The sequence below is a fragment of the Desulfurobacterium pacificum genome (assembly GCF_900182835.1).
GTDB classification, from domain to species: Bacteria; Aquificota; Aquificia; order Desulfurobacteriales; family Desulfurobacteriaceae; genus Desulfurobacterium_B; species Desulfurobacterium_B pacificum.
Map to the genome: position 1 here is coordinate 1 of NZ_FXUB01000002.1, position 15216 is coordinate 15216.

Sequence of the window (15216 nt, forward strand, 5' to 3'; positions counted from 1 at the left end):
ATTCCTTTGAGTGCTAAGCAGTGGGTGATGGCTGCTGTTAGTGTGGTCTTGCCGTGGTCTACGTGCCCTATGGTTCCCACGTTCTTGTGGGGCTTCGTCCTCTCAAATTTCTGCTTCGCCATGGTTTTCCTCCAAAAAAAACAATTATTTATTAGGGTTTGATTTTATTTTTGAACGCTGGAAATTTAACAACAGAAAAAGAGAAATTCAAGAGGTGGTGCCCACGGGCGGAGTTGAACCGCCGACCTCACCCTTACCAAGGGTGCGCTCTAACCTCCTGAGCCACGTGGGCAGTTGCTGCGGAAAATATAAGATAATCTCCAAAAGATTGCAACCGGTCTATAATAATTAAGCTAAAACTGAATTACTGAAATAACAGGGAATTTTGAATATAATTAGTTGTAAGCAAGTAGAAATGCTTTGCAATATTGCAAAAACAATCAAATTAAGCAACAAGCGGGGCTTGACATTCAAGAAAGAAAGCTGCTAAATTATGCAGTGAAATTAAGAACTTTTCTGCAAAAAACTTTTAATGGGGAGGTCCCAAGATGAGAAAAGCACTGAAAGTAGCGACCTTAATGGGTCTTGCAGCTGCTCTCATAGTTCCAGCTGCACCAAGCGCTAAAGCTGCTGACATGGACATGGGCAGCACAAAGGTAACAATCGGCGGACAGTTGAGAGAAAGACTTGAGTGGTACGCAAGCGAAGCTGGAAGTGGAACAGGCGATAGGCTCGCAGGAACCTATAGGGCAAGGATTAAGATTAAAGCTCAACTTTCTGATGGTGTGACTGCTGTATTTGTCCCGCAGTCTGTCGGTATTTGGGGAACAGCAAATAACGGAGAAGATGGTAAATACGGTGTGGGGCTTGACAACGACATGAGCGTAGGAATGCATGAAGCTTACATGCTTCTTGCAAATCCATTTGGAATTAACAATGTAATCGTAAAAATTGGTCGTCAGGAAGTTAACCTTGGTAACCAAAGACTTGTAGGTTCTGTTGGCTGGTCTCAGGCTGGAAGAAGCCTTGATGGTATTTTAGTTGGTTACGTAGCTGGTGACTACGGACTTGCTGGATTCTTCTATGGAAAACTAAATGATAATGGAAAGCAAGATGCATGGTTTAGGCCAGCTGCAGAAGATTTAGATGGAACTGATATTGACCTTTACGTAGCTACATGGCAAGGTAAATTTAAACCATTTGGAATTGGTGGAACTTACGAGTTGACGGATATTTACGTTAACAAGAGAGGAGTTACATTTACTACTGGAGATGCTTCCGACGCTTTGGACTTTAGAAACGTTAATACACTTTATGGTCGTATAACACCAGTATTCAACACTGATTTTGCTAAAGTCAAAGTTAATCTTGAAGGCGCCATTCAAGGTGGAGATGCTGGTGTAGATATTACAGGAAAAGATCGTGATTTCAGCGGTTACTTCTTCAGTGTAGGTGCTGGAGCTGACTTCGCAAATGTTAACTGGACACCAGGCGTATTCGTCGGATATGATTACTACTCTGGTGACAGCGATGACCAAGGCGATATTGATTCCTTCTGGTCCGTCCTCCCAACAGCTCACAAGTGGCTTGGTCATGCAGACATTGTGTGGCTCGGAAATGTTTATAAGTTCAACGGAGCTATAGCATCTCGTTCTCCAGGTGTAAAAGACCTTTATCTTAAACTATCTGCTAAACCTCTTGCTAAAGTAGCTCTTGGACTTGACCTTCACTACTTCAAAACTGCAGAAGATTATGCAGTTGACTCAACTACTAATACCTACGGTGTAAAACCTGCAGGATTCACTGGCAAAACATCCGATGATATTGGTTGGGAAGCCGACTTTAGCGTTAAATATAAATACAGCAAGAACCTCTGCCTCTCCCTCGGATGGGATCACTTTGACCCAGACAGCGACTTTGCAGCTGCTTACATTAACCCTGACCATTCCACGAAGTCTGACGCCGAAGACCACATCTGGGCTCAAGCTGACCTCAAGTTCTAATTCTGACTTAAACAACCAATCAAAGGGGGCTTTTCGCCCCCTTTTTTTATTCCCTCATAACTTGATTCTTTACGACAGCATCGTATAAAATCAGCAAAATTTATTACACTACTATTGCATACTATTTTCATTTCAAAACTTAAAACTCCTCTGGAGGAACTTTATGGACATTAAAAAAGAACTAATGAAACCACGTCCAATTTTTAACCCGGAAGGTAACGATGACCCCGCAAAAAGGGGAATCCTTAAAGGTGATACAACCAACATATTTAACCTTAACGTTATAAAGTACGAGTGGGCACCAAGGCTTTACAGAGTAATGATGGCTAACTTCTGGATACCAGAAACCGTTGACCTGACGCAGGACGTTCAGGATTACAAGGAACTTACAGAAGACGAAAGGCAGGCTTACGATGAAATAATCTCCTTTTTAGTATTTTTAGACTCTATACAGACAAGTAACATCCCAAATATAGCAGCTTACGTAAAAGCACCAGAAATAACGATTGACCTCTCCATTCACGCCTACCAGGAAGCAATTCACTCTCAAAGTTATGGATACACAATAGAATCTGTAGTGCCACCTGAGAAAAGAGAACAGGTTTACTACTGGTGGAAGAAAGACCCAATTCTTTTTGAAAGAAATAAATACATAGCAGACATTTATCAGAAATTCTTAGAAGAGCCAACAATGGAAAACTACGGAGAAGTCTTAATAGGCAACTACCTTCTTGAAGGACTTTATTTCTACAACGGTTTTATGTTCTTCTACAACTTAGCCTCAAGAAACCTCATGCAGGGAACAGCAGACATTATCAGATATATAAATAGAGATGAGTTAACTCACGTTATACTGTTTGAATACTTTATGAAAGACCTGACAGATGAAGGATTTAAAAAGTATTTAACGAAAGACAAAATTTACGAAATGTTTAGAATAGCCGTTGACCAGGAACAACGTTTCAGTAAAAAAGTAATAGGTAACAACATTTTAGGAATGAACGAACAATCAATAGAAGATTACACCTATTACATAGCAAACAAAAGGTTAAAAGCCTTAGGGCTTGAGCCTATTTTCCCTGATAGACCCAACCCCTATGAACACTTAGAAAGAATTGCCGATACGGGCGGAGAAGGCAACGTTAAAGCCAACTTCTTTGAAGCCACAGTAACAAGTTACAACCAGGCATCCGCAGTAGAAGGATGGGATGAGATATAGAATTCCTCATCAAGAAGAGATAATTTCTACAATAGTAAGTAGCTGCAATCCAGAGAAAATAGTTTTGTTCGGCTCAAGGGCAAAAGGAACGAATACTATACATTCTGACATTGACATAGCAATCTATGGAAGTAAGCTCTCGTTCAGAGAAAAAAGAAAACTTAAAGAGCAGGTCAATGAAGTTTCAGGAATCTACACAGTTGACGTTGTGTTCATAGAAGATGTTGATGATATACTTAGGAAAATAATTGAACAACACGGAGTGGTTTTGTGGAAAAAGTAGAAGTTCTTTTATACGTAGAAAAACTTAAGAACGCCGTATCAAGACTGGAAGAAGCAATTAACAGAGTTAAAGATGACCTTGATAGAGACGGCGCTATCCAACGTTTTGAATTCACCGTTGAACTTCTCTGGAAAACCCTTAGAAGAGTTTTGGAATACAACAAGTTAGAATGTTTTTCGCCAAGGGACTGTGTTAAAAAAGCTTTCCGACACGGGATAATTAAAGACGATGAAATAATTTTGGATATGTTAGAAGACAGGAACTTAAGTTCACACATATATAATGAAGAAAAGGCAAAAGAGATTTTTGAAAGAATATCTAAAATCTACATAAAATTTTTAAAGAAGATTCTCAAGGAGATTGAAAATAAGATATAAAGTGCCCCCGAAGGGGCACCATCTAATAAGTTAGATTTCTTTTTGAACTTGCTCTATCGTATAACACTCAATAACGTCGCCGACCTTAATATCGTTGAAGTTTTCAAGACCTACACCGCATTCATAACCAGCTTGAACTTCTCTCACGTCATCCTTAAATCTCTTGAGAGAAGCTATCTTACCATCGTAAATAACAACACCGTCTCTTACTAACCTTACATTCGCATTTCTCTTTATAACGCCATCTTTCACGTAACAACCAGCAACCGTTCCAACCTTCGGTACTTTAAACGTTGCTCTAACTTCAGCAGAGCCAAGATAAACTTCCTTCTCTTCAGGTGTAAGAAGACCTTGCATGGCTTTTTTAACTTCATCAACTATATCGTAAATAACTCTGTAAGTTCTAACGTCAACTTTCTCCTTCTCTACCGCCTTCCTCGCCGCAGAATCAGGTCTAACGTTAAAACCAATAACAATAGCGTTAGAAGCAGCAGCAAGCATAACATCGTTTTCTGTTATAGGACCTACACCAGCGTGAATTATGTTAACTTTCACCTCTTCGTTAGAAAGCTCTTCAAGAGATTTTCTGATAGCTTCTATAGAACCTTGAGCGTCTGCTTTTAGAACAATATTAAGCTCTTTAACCTCACCTGCCTGCATCTGAGCGAACAATTCCTCAAGAGAAACTCTCTTCTCTTTCTCAAGTGCAGATTCCCTTGCAAGCTCTTGTCTCTTTTCTGCAATCTTTCTTGCAGTTTTTTCATCTTTGACAACGTAGAACTTGTCTCCTGCAAGTGGAACCCCTTCAAGTCCTAAAACCTCAACAGGCATTGAAGGACCGGCTTCTTTAACTGGCTTACCTTTATCATCAAACATTGCTCTTACTTTACCGGCATAAAGTCCAGCAACAATTGGGTCGCCCACTCTTAACGTTCCACTTTGAACAAGAAGCGTTGCAACAGGTCCTCTTTTCTTATCCAACTTAGCTTCAAGAACTACTCCTCTTGCAGGCTTATCAGGATTAGCCTTCAATTCCATTAACTCGGCTTGAAGAGCTATCATTTCAAGAAGCTCGTCTACACCTTCACCTGTCTTAGCAGAGACAGGAACCATAACAGTATCACCGCCCCAATCCTCAGGAATAAGACCGTGCTGAGTTAACTCTTGCTTAACCCTCTCAGGATTCGCACCTGGTTTATCAATTTTATTAATGGCAACGATTATAGGAACACCTGCAGCTTTAGCGTGGTTAATTGCTTCAATTGTCTGTGGCATAACACCATCATCAGCCGCAACAACTAAAATAGCAATATCAGTAACCTGAGCTCCCCTTGCTCTCATTGCTGTAAAAGCTTCATGACCCGGCGTATCCAAAAATACAAGCGTTTTCTTTCCTTCACTCGTATCTGCTTCAACAACAGAAGCACCTATATGCTGAGTAATACCACCAGCTTCTCTCTCAGCTACCTTCGTATTCCTTATATAGTCAAGTAACGTAGTTTTTCCATGGTCAACGTGACCCATAACAGTTACAATAGGCGGTCTTGGTTTAAGGTCTTCCTCTTTATCTGGAACTTCTTCCAGTTCTTTTTCAAGTAGCGCTTCCTCTTCTTCTGCCCCTTCTAACTTAACAACCTTCCCGTACTTCTCTGCAACTTTTGAAGCAGTTTCAAAATCTATAGGCTGATTTATCGCAACAAATTTTCCTAAAGCAATCAAATCTTGCAGGAGTTGATTGGCTTCAACACCAAGTCTTTCAGCAAACTCTCTAACAGAGATAACTTCCGGAATAACAACCGTTTTAGCTTTTTCCTCTTCTTCAATTAACCTCTGAAGCTGCTCTTCTTCCGAAAGTTCCTCAAAAGGTATTTCTTCTTTTACTTCTTCTTTTTTCTTCTTCTTTCTCTTTTTCTTTTTAGCTCTATTCTTCTCTTCTATCCTTCTCATTAACTCTTCAAATTTCTTCTGGTCTTCCAACTCTTTTTGTTCTTTTTTCTTTTGAGCAAGGATATCTTCAGCAGTTTTTGGTTTTTCCTTTTCCTTCTCTCTGTGCTCCTTTGTTGAAGCCACTAACTTCTCAAGTTGTTCTCTTGTAACTTCTTCTCTCCTTTCAGGTTTTCTTTCTCTTCTTTCCTCTTTTTCTGACTTTTTAAATTTACGAGGCTTCTTCTCTCCTCTCTCATCTTTCTTAAACGGCTTCCTTCTCCTTCTTCTCCTTCTTGCTAACTCTTCAGGAGAAAGCACCCTCACTTCAGAACGTCTCTTTTCTCTCTTCTCTTCTTTAGGCTTTATCTCTTCTTCCTTTGCTTTTTCTTCATCAACAATTGTTTTCTCAGAAATCAAATCTTTCTTCTCTATCTTTCGTTCCTCAATTTCTTCAACCTTCTCTTTCTCCACAGTAACTTTCAATTCTTCTCGTTTCTTCTCTTCCTTTATTTTCTCTTCTTTTTCCGCTTTCACTTCTTCTTTTTTCTTAACGACATCAACAGGCTTAATAAACTCTTTAACCAACATAACTTGCTTTTCATCTAAAGATGAATGAACACTTTTTACCTGTATATCAAGTTCATCTCTCAACTTCTGAATCAGTTCTTTAGAAGACATACCAAGCTCTTTAGCAAGCTGGTGAACTCTTACCTTAGCCAAAACAAAACCTCCAAAAACGGTTAAAGGTTAACACAAAATATATATAGCGGGCGTATTATATCAACCTTGATAGAATTAACAGAAACTTTTAAAACAGGAGATAAAAATGAAAAAAGGCATCGCTGAAGTACCGGGAGTAAAATGTGGAGTTGGATTTGGAGGAATAAAGAAAACAATACATAAAATAAATAGACCAGACACTTTGTTAATAATTTTTGACCAACCATCTACCTTTGCAGCAGTATTCACTCAAAACGAAGTAAAAGCAGCTCCTATCAAAGTATCACAACAGATAAAGGGAAGGATTTCAGGAATAGTTGCCAACAGTGGAAATGCAAACGCATGCACAGGAAACAAAGGAATACAAGATGCCTCAACAATGATTCAATTAGCACAAAAGTATTCAAAAACAAAAGAACAATTCTTAGTAGCTTCAACAGGAGTAATAGGGGAACCTTTACCTATGGATAGAATAGAAAAAGGAATAAAAGAAGCTGCTGAGAATTTAGGTAAAGCAAAAAGTACTTTGCCGGCAGAAGCAATTATGACAACAGACACATTTCCCAAAGTGGCATTTGAAGAAGGAAACGGTTATGTAATAGGAGGAATAGCTAAAGGCGCTGGAATGATAGACCCTTCAATGGCAACTATGTTATCGTTCGTCGCTACCGATGTTCAAATATCTGAAAAGTTACTCAAAATAGCTCTACAAAAAGCAGTTGAAGTATCTTTTAACGCAATAACCGTTGATGGAGACATGAGCACAAACGATTGTGTGTTTTTAGTTGCAACCGGAAAATCAAATGTTCTAATAGACGAAAACAACTTTAATGAATTTAAAGAAAAACTTACGAACCTACTGAGATCTTTGGCTTACCAAATAGTTAAAGATGGCGAAGGAGCAACGAAAGTTGCAAGAATAAAAGTCAAAAACGCTAACAGCAAAGAACAGGCTAGAAAGATTGCAAGAAAGATAGCCTTATCGCCACTTGTTAAAACGGCTCTTTTTGGATGTGACCCAAATTGGGGAAGAATAATTGCAGCAGCAGGAGCAGCTCAAGCCGGATTTATAGAGGAAAAGGCAGAACTTAAAATTGGACAATATCTACTTTTCAAAAATGGAAGTAAAACAAACTATAACGAAGAGGAAGTATGGAAATACATGAAAAATAACGAAGAAATCACTATAGAACTCAATTTAAATCAGGGGACTAAAGAATTTGAATACCTTACGTGCGACTTTTCTTACGACTATATTAAAATTAACGCAGAGTACAGGACATGAAAAAGTTCAAAGAATTCATAAGGTTATTTTTCAAAGGAGCTATAACCGATAACGCAACTGACAAAATAGATGCCGTTGCAAGAACCTATAACGATACATTTTTAATGTTAGTGTTCAGCGACAAGATAGGTATACCCAACCCTCTTTATTATTACTACGTTGAATTACTTCCCTACCTTGCAAAAGAGATAAGAGGTTGGGAAGTGAGAATGGCTAATAGAAAAACTATCCTTGGAAGAGCAATTGAGGAAAGCGGAGAACCATAAAAATATTTACAAAAAACGTTTCTTCTTTCTATCCGGCAAAGGAGGCGTGGGAAAATCCACCCTCTCCTCCTCCCTCGCCCTCCTCTTTTCCCAAAAAGGCTTCAAAACATTAGTCGTTTCTTTAGACCCGGCCCACTCCCTTTCCATAGCTTTTGCCGATTCTCCACTTCCTCCCAACCTCTCCGTCCACGAAATAGACGTAGAAAAAGAGATGAAAAACTACTTAAACAAGGTAAAAAAAGACGCAGAAAAAATCGTCAGCCCCGTAATATTAGAAGAGATAAAAAAACAGATAGAAATAGCCTACTATTCGCCCGGAGCTTTTGAGTTAGCAATAGCTGACGCAATCTACAAAATCTACAAAAACTACGGCAGCCAATACAACAAAATAATCTTTGACACTGCGCCGTCCGGATATACCGTTAGGCTCATGACCGTTCCAGACCTTTTAGAAAACTGGCTCAAACACATGATAAACCTGCGCAAAAAAGCCCTAAAATTAAAAGCAATGGCAGAACTAAAAGAAAGTAGCGAAGAAGACCCTCTCATATCAATCCTTGAAAGAAGACTTAAAGAAACACAAACGCTGTCCTACCTCTTTTCAGGCGAAGAAACCTCTTTCATGGTGGTAACAAATCCCGGCAAACTTCCAATAGAAATAGCGAAAAGAACCATAAAAGAATTAGAATCAGCAGGCATAACTGTAGAATATATCGTTCTAAACAAGTGGAAAGAAAAAATCCCCACCCCCTTCCCCCACAAAAAGACCATCTTTATAGAAGAACTACCTGAAGAACCGATAGGCGTGGAAAACCTCAAAAAAATCGCCGAAATGATAGAGAGGTCACTTTGAAAACAGTCGCCTTCTACACGTTAGGCTGCAAAATGAACTTTAACGAAACCGCCGTAATGGAAGAACTCTTCAAAAACGCTGGATACAATGTCGTTCCCTTTGAAGAAAAAGCTGACGTTTACGTAATAAACACCTGCACCGTAACCCACACAGCAGACGCAAAAAGCAGGAAAGCCATAAGAAAAGCCAAACACCGCAGTCCAGAAGCTTTAGTAGTAGTCACAGGTTGCTATTCAGAAGTCTATCCAGAAGAGTTGGAAAAAGTAAAAGAAGCAGACCTGATAACCGGAAACGTTGAAAAATACAATTTAGTTGAATTGGTAGAAAAACGCCTCAAAGGAGAAATACCTAAAACCGTCGTTACAGGCGCCTGGAAAGCGCGTAAATTCTTCCCTCTAAACGTTTCAGATTTCATAGGAAAAACGAGAGCTTTCGTAAAAATCCAGCAGGGATGCGAGAGCTTTTGTTCCTACTGCATAATCCCGAAAGCCCGCGGACCAATGCTCAGCGAATCACCACACCTTGTAATCACTCAGGTAAAAGAATTGGTAGAAAAAGGATTTAAAGAAATCGTCCTCACAGGAACTCACTTGGGCGCTTACAGGTGGCAGGACTGGAACTTAGCAAAGCTGCTAAAAGAACTGCTGAAAATAGAAAACCTCTACCGCATACGCTTAAGCTCAATAGAACCGATGGAATTCACAGATGAACTTATTTCCGTAATAACAGAATCGCCCAAAATAGCCCCACACTTTCACATTCCCTTACAAAGCGGCAGCAAAACGGTTCTTGAAAGAATGAACAGAAGATACACTCCGGAAGATTACATAAAAACGGTAGAAAAAATCCTCACCCACCTCCCCCACGCAGCCATCGGCACAGACATTATGGTCGGCTTTCCCGGCGAAACAGAAGAAGAATTTGAAGAAACAAAAAAACTGATAGAAGAAATCCCCTTTGCCTACCTTCACGTCTTCCCCTATTCAAAAAGGAAAGGCACAAAAGCTGCCCTTTTAAAAGACAGCGTCCCACCAGAAGTCAAAAAAGAGAGAGTAAAAACCTTAAGAGAAATAGGAAAAGAGAAAAACATTAAATACAGAAGCTCTTTTATCAACAAAACACTTGACGCCCTCGTCCTCTCAGAAACAGAAAACGAACACTCGGTAGCTCTCACAGACAACTACATAAGAGTAGTTTTAGACCGCAAACTTCCCCCCTCTACACCCATAAAAGTAAAACTAACAGAAGTCGGAGAAAAAAGAGAGGAAAACTACGGAATCGCAATACCTACTTAACTTGTTAATTATAATCCTGATTAATAAATTAGAAATGAATACCACGCGGAGGCTCAATTGAGGACTTACACAATCAGATTAGATGACCACTTCTTTGAACTGTTAGAAAACCTATCCAGAAAGACTGGAAATCCTAAGAGTTTGATAGTCAAAAGAGCGCTCCTTCTCTACAAGAGAGAACTTGAAAAACAGGAAATGCTCAAAAACCTGATTGACTCTGCAAGGGAACTTGCCGAAGACCCGGAAAACCTAAAAGATTTAAAAGAACTTGAGGGAACAGTAGCAGATGGACTTGGTTAGAGGCGGAATATACCTTGCAAAACTCAGCCCGACTAAAGGAGTAGAACCCGGTAAAACAAGACCGGTAGTAATCATTCAAAGGCAGGAAATCCTAAACATCTATCCTACCGTTTTAGTAGCTCCAATAACTTCCAATCTAAAAGGCAAGTATCCAATGAGGCTTTTCATAAAAGCAAGAGAAAGGTTAGAAAAAGATTCAGCAGTCATGGTGGACCAGATAAGGGCAATTGACCTTTCAAGGTTGATTCCTAATAGGATAGCTTCTTTAACGAGCAAGGAAATGAAGAAGTTAGAGAAAGCTATCTGCTTCTTCATTGGCGCAGAGTAAAGCGTAGTATAATTCCTGAAGGGAACCACTTCTGGGGGAACAATGAAGAAGAAAGTTTTCATACCCTTAGCCTTTATACTTTGCTTAATTCCCTTCGCCTTCAACATTCCGTTAGAAGTTAAAAAAGGACTATCCATTCTCATATTTACTGCAGTTCTGTGGATAACAGAAGCTCTACCATTGCCCGTTACGTCACTATTAGTTCCGATATTAGCCTCCCTTTTAGGTGTTTTAAGCGTTAAAGCAGCGTTCTCCTCTTTTGCACACCCAATTATCTTCCTCTTCTTCGGTGGCTTTGCTCTAGCAACTGCCCTGAAAAAGTATGAAATGGACAAGTTCATAGCCTACAAAATCGTCAGCGCATCCAAAGGCTCTCTTTTCACAACCTCACTGCTCCTTTTTGCAGCAACAGCTTTCGTTTCAATGTGGATAAGCAACACCTCCACCACGGCAATGATGCTGCCGTTAGCTTTAGGAATCATAGGTGCCGTTCAGGCAGACAGCAGACTTAAAACATTTATCCTTTTAGGAATTGCCTACTCTGCAAGCGTGGGCGGTATAGGCACTTTAGTGGGCAGTCCACCTAACGGCATAACTGCTGCAAACCTGAACATGAGCTTTACAGACTGGCTGACCTTTGGAATACCAACGGTAATCGTTCTGTTCCCACTACTCTTCTTAATCCTTTACCTCTACTTTAAACCCAACCTAAAAGAAAAAGTAACTTTAGAAAAGTTTTCATTCTTAATGACGAAAGAAAGGTGGACCGTTTTAGGCATATTTATCCTAACCGCACTGCTCTGGCTGTTTGGCAAAAAGATATCGTCTTTATTCGGCATTCATCACTACTTTGATGCTCTCGTAGCCGTCTTTGCCGTAGTTCTTTTATTCCTAACCAATTTAGTAAACTGGGAAGAAATCAACGAAGGAACGGACTGGGGAACTTTATACCTCTTTGGCGGTGGCATAGCACTTTCCCACGTTCTTAAAACAACAGGCGCAAGCAAGTTCATTGCCTCTTTACTGACAGAAAGCATAGGTAACCTACCTCATCTCTTAATAGTCCTCTGCGTTACCCTGTTCATGATTTTCATGACAGAACTAATGAGCAACACGGCAACAGCAGCAATATTCATCCCCATACTAATTACAGCAGCAACACAGATGGGACTACCTCCTCACGAATTAGCACTGCCGGCAGGTATTGCAGCTTCCTGTGCCTTTATGCTACCGGTAGCAACACCACCTAACGCAATCGTCTATGGAACAGGAGCGATAAAGCAGAAAGATATGCTAAAAGTCGGCTTCATTCTAAACATTGCTTTCGCAATAGCCATAACCCTACTTACCGTATTTATAATTAACAGAACAATCTAAACGCAGGAAAATCGGTGCAAAAAATTGAAAGTAAGGTTAACCAAAGAAGAAATTGAAACGATTAAAAAACTTTCCAGAGAGATTTTCGGCGATTGCGAAATATACCTGTTTGGCAGCAGGATAAGAGAGAAAAAAGGCGGAGACGTAGATATATTTATAATCCCCGAAAACAGAGAAAACCTCTTTGAAAAAAAGATAAAGCTTTCAGCAAAACTTGAACTTGCCCTTCAAAAGCCTGTTGACGTCGTTGTAAGCAGAAACCCCGAAAGAGAAATAGAAAAAGAAGCATTAAAAGGAGTGAAACTGTGAATGTAGATAAAAACCTTTTAAAAGAGTGGGACAAAACCTACGTCTGGCACCCCTTTACACAGATGGCTGAATACGTTCAAATGGAACCGATAATAATAGAAAGAGGAGAAGGTTGCTGGCTTGTAGACACAGAAGGCAACAAATATCTTGATGCCGTCGGTTCAATCTGGTGCAACGTTCACGGATACAACGTAAAAGAGCTAAACGAAGCTCTGTGTCAGCAGGCAGAAAAAATAGCCCACTCTACCCTTTTAGGGCTTTCAAACGTCCCAGCCACCATTTTAGCCAAAAAGTTAGTAGAAATAACGCCTGAAGGCTTAAACCACGTTTTTTACACCGACGACGGCTCAACAGCAATGGAATCCGCTTTAAAGATGGCTTACCAGTTCTGGCAGCTAAAGGGAAAGAAGAAAAAAACGAAGTTCGTAAAGTTAGACGAAGCCTATCACGGAGACACAATAGGCTCTGTCAGCATAGGCGGAATAGACCTTTTCCATTCCATGTTTAAAGAACTCATGTTTGAAACCTACAAAATCCCCTCCCCCTACCCCTACCGTTTCAACGGCACAAAAGAAGAGTGCAGAGACTACGTTTTACAAAAATTAAAGGAACTGTTAGAAGAAAAGCACGAAGAGATAGCCGCAGTCGTTTTAGAACCGTTAGTTCAGGCAGCAGCAGGAATAATCGTCCATCCTGAAGGCTTTTTAAAAGGCGTTAGAGAACTCTGCAACGAATACGACGTCCTCCTCATTTTAGATGAAGTTGCAACTGGATTTGGAAAGACCGGGAAAATGTTTGCCTGCCAGTGGGAAAACGTAACACCAGACATAATGGCAATATCAAAAGGCTTAACGGCAGGATACATGCCCCTTGCCGCAACAATGGCAACCGACAGAGTTTACGAAGCGTTCTGGGGCGGAGACTACGGAAGCGGCAAAACCTTCTTCCACGGTCACACCTTTACAGGCAACCAGTTAGGCTGTGCAGTAGCCCTTGCCAACATAAAGCTCTTTGAAGAAAAAGGCTACCCCGAATCTCTCGCCCCAAAAATAGAATACCTCTACAAGCGCCTCAACGAAGAACTATCAGAACTAAAACACGTAGGAGACATAAGAGGCAAAGGATTTATGGTCGGCATTGAATTAGTAAAAGACAAAAAGACGAAAGAAGGCTTCTCCTGGAAAGACAACGTAGGCAGAAGAGTTTCAAGAAGAATAGTAGAAAAAGGCGTATTTACAAGACCGTTAGGACCGGTTTTAGTAATTATGCCACCGCTGGCAATATCTGAAGATGAAATAGACTTCATGGTTAAAACCTACAAAGAAGCAATAGTTGAAGTTTTAGGAAATTAATTCGTAAAATCTCCACATCAAAACTGCTCAAGGAGAGAAAAATGGGAATGACCATTACTCAAAAAATTTTAGCTGAACACGCAGGCAAAGAAGAAGTTTATCCTGGCGAATTAATAATGTGCAAAGTTGATATTGCTCTTGCAAACGACGTTACCGCTCCCATAGCCATTAAGCAGGTAAAAAGCATAGGTGCAAAGCAGGTATGGGATAGAGAAAGAATTGCGTTGGTTCCAGACCACTTCGTTCCTGCCAAGGACATAAAGGCAGCAGAACAGGTCAAAATGATGAGAGAATTTGCCAAAGAATTTAACATCAAGCATTTTTGGCCTGAAGGCAGAGTGGGAATTGAACACGCACTTTTACCAGAACAAGGCGTAGTAGTGCCAGGAGACGTCGTAATTGGAGCAGACTCCCACACCTGCACTTACGGCGCTTTAGGTGCTTTCTCAACCGGTGTCGGCTCAACGGACATGGCTTACGCGTGGTTAACAGGAGAAGTATGGTTTAAAGTCCCTGAGCAAATGAAATTCATCTACTACGGCAAAAGGCAAAAGTGGGTAAGCGGCAAAGACCTAATTCTTTACGTAATCGGAATGATAGGCGTTGATGGTGCCCTCTACAAAACGATGGAACACACCGGAGAAGCCATCAGAGAACTTCCCATGGACGACAGGTTTACAATCTGCAACATGGCAATAGAAGCAGGCGCCAAAAACGGCATAATAGAACCTGACGAAAAAACTCTTGAATACGTCAAAGGCAGAGCTAAAAGACCTTACAAACTTTACAAGTCCGACGAAGATGCAGAATACTCTGAAGTTTACGAAATAGACGTTTCAAAGATAGAACCTCAGGTTGCTTTTCCCTACCTTCCGTCAAACACAAAACCCGTAACAGAAGCAACCCACGTAACAATAGACCAGGTTGTTATCGGTTCCTGCACAAACGGCAGAATAAGCGACTTGAGAATTGCAGCAGAAATACTGAAAGGCAAAAAGGTTAACCCTAATGTAAGGTGCATCGTTATCCCTGCAACGCAGGAAATTTACAGACAGGCACTCAAAGAAGGACTTATTGACATATTCCTTGAAGCTGAATGCGTAGTATCAACGCCAACCTGCGGACCGTGTCTTGGCGGACACATGGGAATCTTGGCAAAAGGTGAAAGAGCAGTAGCTACAACAAACAGAAACTTCGTAGGAAGAATGGGACATCCAGAAAGCGAAGTTTACCTTGCTTCTCCAGCAGTAGCAGCAGCTTCTGCAGTTTTAGGAAGAATTGCACACCCAGACGAAGTTGTAGGAAGCTAATGTTCGGGGGAGA

Annotated in this window: 16 protein-coding genes and 1 tRNA gene; 14 read left to right on the forward strand and 3 right to left on the reverse strand. The window is 40.5% G+C overall.

The features are described from left to right. Both QOL23_RS03665 and QOL23_RS03670 read right to left on the reverse strand, forming a co-directional pair. Positions 1–122 (reverse strand): GTP-binding protein (locus QOL23_RS03665; RefSeq protein ID WP_283400546.1); only part of this gene is annotated, 122 nt, incomplete at its 3' end. A gap of 93 nt (positions 123–215) precedes the next feature. Then, positions 216–292: transfer RNA gene (locus tag QOL23_RS03670), tRNA-Thr, on the reverse strand. Positions 293–548: 256 nt separating this feature from the next. Here QOL23_RS03670 and QOL23_RS03675 point away from each other — a divergent pair. From QOL23_RS03675 to QOL23_RS03690, 4 genes are all read left to right on the forward strand, one after another. Continuing rightward, positions 549–2003, forward strand: coding sequence for an alginate export family protein (locus QOL23_RS03675; RefSeq protein ID WP_283400240.1), 1455 nt, complete (start codon positions 549–551; stop codon positions 2001–2003). A 184-nt stretch (positions 2004–2187) separates the two neighbouring features. Beyond that, positions 2188–3222, forward strand: coding sequence for a ribonucleotide-diphosphate reductase subunit beta (locus QOL23_RS03680; protein ID WP_345782577.1), 1035 nt, complete (start codon positions 2188–2190; stop codon positions 3220–3222). Then, positions 3212–3505 (forward strand): type VII toxin-antitoxin system MntA family adenylyltransferase antitoxin, encoded by a 294-nt coding sequence (gene mntA, locus QOL23_RS03685; RefSeq protein ID WP_283400242.1) that lies wholly within the window; start codon positions 3212–3214, stop codon positions 3503–3505. The genes QOL23_RS03680 and mntA overlap by 11 nt, the downstream gene beginning before the upstream one ends. Further along, on the forward strand, positions 3493–3882 hold the full coding sequence (locus tag QOL23_RS03690; protein WP_283400243.1) for a nucleotidyltransferase substrate binding protein: 390 nt from the start codon (positions 3493–3495) through the stop codon (positions 3880–3882). Before mntA ends, QOL23_RS03690 begins: the two co-directional genes overlap by 13 nt. Before the next feature lie 30 nt (positions 3883–3912). On the opposite strand, the gene infB is transcribed toward QOL23_RS03690, so the two are convergent. Continuing rightward, positions 3913–6528, reverse strand: a complete 2616-nt coding sequence (gene infB / locus QOL23_RS03695; RefSeq protein ID WP_283400244.1) for a translation initiation factor IF-2 — start codon at positions 6526–6528, stop codon at positions 3913–3915. Between the two features lie 106 nt (positions 6529–6634). Between infB and argJ the strand changes: the two genes are divergently transcribed. Genes argJ through leuC form a run of 10 tightly spaced genes read left to right on the forward strand, consistent with a single transcriptional unit; the run spans position 6635 to position 15203 of the window. Then, on the forward strand, positions 6635–7813 hold the full coding sequence (gene argJ / locus QOL23_RS03700) for a bifunctional glutamate N-acetyltransferase/amino-acid acetyltransferase ArgJ (RefSeq protein ID WP_283400245.1): 1179 nt from the start codon (positions 6635–6637) through the stop codon (positions 7811–7813). Next, on the forward strand, positions 7810–8079 hold the full coding sequence (locus QOL23_RS03705; protein ID WP_283400246.1) for a DUF7990 family protein: 270 nt from the start codon (positions 7810–7812) through the stop codon (positions 8077–8079). The genes argJ and QOL23_RS03705 overlap by 4 nt, the downstream gene beginning before the upstream one ends. Continuing rightward, complete coding sequence (locus tag QOL23_RS03710; RefSeq protein ID WP_283400247.1) at positions 8057–8932, forward strand: ArsA family ATPase; 876 nt, start codon at positions 8057–8059, stop codon at positions 8930–8932. The genes QOL23_RS03705 and QOL23_RS03710 overlap by 23 nt, the downstream gene beginning before the upstream one ends. Then, entirely contained in the window at positions 8929–10227 is a 1299-nt protein-coding gene (gene mtaB / locus QOL23_RS03715) for a tRNA (N(6)-L-threonylcarbamoyladenosine(37)-C(2))-methylthiotransferase MtaB (protein WP_283400248.1), read from the forward strand. Before QOL23_RS03710 ends, mtaB begins: the two co-directional genes overlap by 4 nt. Positions 10228–10284: 57 nt before the next feature. Next, positions 10285–10527, forward strand: a complete 243-nt coding sequence (locus QOL23_RS03720; RefSeq protein WP_283400249.1) for a ribbon-helix-helix protein, CopG family — start codon at positions 10285–10287, stop codon at positions 10525–10527. Next, positions 10514–10855: a type II toxin-antitoxin system PemK/MazF family toxin gene (locus tag QOL23_RS03725; RefSeq protein ID WP_283400250.1), complete on the forward strand. Its 342-nt coding sequence runs from the start codon at positions 10514–10516 to the stop codon at positions 10853–10855. The genes QOL23_RS03720 and QOL23_RS03725 overlap by 14 nt, the downstream gene beginning before the upstream one ends. A gap of 42 nt (positions 10856–10897) precedes the next feature. Continuing rightward, positions 10898–12232 carry a DASS family sodium-coupled anion symporter gene (locus tag QOL23_RS03730; protein WP_283400251.1) on the forward strand — a complete coding sequence of 445 codons (1335 nt, stop codon included), beginning with the start codon at positions 10898–10900 and terminating at the stop codon, positions 12230–12232. Positions 12233–12256: 24 nt separating this feature from the next. Continuing rightward, positions 12257–12541, forward strand: coding sequence for a nucleotidyltransferase family protein (locus tag QOL23_RS03735; protein ID WP_283400252.1), 285 nt, complete (start codon positions 12257–12259; stop codon positions 12539–12541). Beyond that, complete coding sequence (bioA, locus tag QOL23_RS03740; protein ID WP_283400253.1) at positions 12538–13893, forward strand: adenosylmethionine--8-amino-7-oxononanoate transaminase; 1356 nt, start codon at positions 12538–12540, stop codon at positions 13891–13893. The genes QOL23_RS03735 and bioA overlap by 4 nt, the downstream gene beginning before the upstream one ends. 41 nt (positions 13894–13934) lie before the next feature. Then, positions 13935–15203 carry a 3-isopropylmalate dehydratase large subunit gene (leuC, locus tag QOL23_RS03745; RefSeq protein ID WP_283400254.1) on the forward strand — a complete coding sequence of 423 codons (1269 nt, stop codon included), beginning with the start codon at positions 13935–13937 and terminating at the stop codon, positions 15201–15203. The last annotated feature ends 13 nt before the right edge of the window (positions 15204–15216 follow it).